This is a genomic window from Streptomyces tricolor (genome assembly GCF_002155905.1).
Classification (GTDB): Bacteria; Actinomycetota; Actinomycetes; order Streptomycetales; family Streptomycetaceae; genus Streptomyces; species Streptomyces tricolor.
Genome location: NZ_MUMF01000759.1, coordinates 1 through 1795, shown reverse-complemented (window position 1 = coordinate 1795; position 1795 = coordinate 1). Strand labels below are relative to the sequence as shown.

Annotated in this window: 1 protein-coding gene and 1 pseudogene; both read left to right on the top strand. The window is 79.0% G+C overall.

The features are described from left to right. A partial coding sequence (locus CCN44_RS38965; RefSeq protein WP_086703748.1) for an FAD binding domain-containing protein occupies positions 1–740 on the top strand: 740 nt, incomplete at its 5' end. Further along, positions 737–1795, top strand: a pseudogene (locus CCN44_RS46935) (hypothetical protein); the annotation flags it as partial. The gene CCN44_RS38965 and the pseudogene CCN44_RS46935, both read left to right, overlap by 4 nt.

The window sequence follows — 1795 nt, the reverse complement described above, 5'->3', positions numbered from 1 at the left end:
CCGCGCTGGTCGGCCTCGGCCGGATCAGCGAGATCCGCGGCTGGCAGTACCAGGACGGCCACGCGCTGCTCGGCGCGGGCCTCACGCACGCGCGCATGGGCCGCCCCGACTTCGCGGCCCTCATCCCGGCGCTCGCCGCCGCCGCGCGCGCCGCGGGCCCGCCGCACATCCGCAACGCGGGCACCCTGGGCGGCAACATCGCCTCGGCCGCCCCCACCGGGGACGCGCTGCCGGTGCTGGCCGCCCTGGAGGCGACACTGATCATCGCGGGCCCGGGCGGAGCCCGCCGGGAGATCCCGGTGTCGCACCTGCTGGCCGGCGTGGAGCTGCTGCGCGGCGGCGAACTCATCGGCTACGTGCGCGTACCGCTGCTGCACGCCCCGCAGGTCTTCCTGAAGGCGACCGGCCGCACCGGCCCCGGCCGCGCGCTGGCCTCCGTGGCCCTCGTCCTCGACCCCGCCCGGCGCGGCGTGCGCTGCGCCGTCGGGGCCATAGCGCCGATGCCGCTCAGGCCCCTGGAGGCCGAGCAGTGGGTCGCGGGGCTGATCGACTGGGACAACGACCGCGCGCTCGTCCCGGAGGCCCTGCACGCCTTCGGGGAGTACGTCGCCGCGGCCTGCATCCCCGACCCGGCCCCCGAGCCCGACGGCTCGGTGACCCCGCTTCCGCCCGCCGTACTGCACCTGCGGCGCACCGTCGCCGCGCTGGCCCGACGAGCACTGGGGAGGGCGCTGTCGTGACCGACGACCAGCACGGAGAGGGCACGCCCCAGGGCGGCGGACGCTGGGACCCGCTGCCCCAGGGCGACTACGACGACGGCGCCACCGCCTTCGTCCAGCTCCCCGAGGGCGGCATCGACGCCCTGCTGTCCGGCGACAGCCCGCTGGCCGCGCCCGGACACGGCTATGTGCCGCCGCAGATCACGGCCACGCACACCGACGGTGCCGCGGACACCTGGCCCGCGCCCGGCGGCGGCCAGTGGCCCGACCCGAACGCCACGCCGGCCGCGCCGCAGGCCGCGGACGACCGGTTCACGTACCAGCCCGGGGCCACCCAGCACTGGACCTTCGAGGAGCCCGCGGCACCGGCCGCCCCGGGGCACGACGTCACCGGGCAGTGGTCCATCCCCGTCGCCGGGGGCGAGCTCCCGGACGAGTCGGGCGAGTTCACCGCGTCCTCGCTGGTCGAGCAGTGGGGCGGCACCCCGCCCGCCACCCTGCCCGGCGGCGCGCCGGCCCCCTGGGCGACGGACGGCGCGGGCCACGCGTGGGGCAGCCCCGCCGCCGAGCCGGCCACGGACGACCCCACGGCCCACACCGGCCACACCCCCCTGCCCGACCACACCGGCGCCCACCCGGCGGGCGGCACCCCGGAGCCGTACGCGCCGGAGACCGGGTACGGCCCGGAGGCCGGATACGGCCCGGAGGGCTACGGCGCCGAGGAGCGGTACGGCGCGGAGGAGGGTTACGGTCCGGCGGACGGGCGTGCTCCGGAGGAGGGCTACGGCCCGGCGGACGGGCACGTTCCGGAGGAGGGCTACGGCCCGGCGGACGGGCATGTCGCGGAGGAGGGGTACGGGCACGGTCCGGCCGGCCATCCGGAGAACGGCCACGTCGACCACGTCCCGGGTACCGAGGACGCCGGCACGCCCGGCGTGACGGATGCCCCCGCCGAACCGGCCCCGTCGGCGCCGTCGTCGGCTTCGCCGGCGCACCGGCCGGCCGAGACGGGGACCGCGCCGGAAGCGGAGGCGCACGGCCTCGCCGAAGCCCCCGAGCGCCCCGCCGACGCCCCC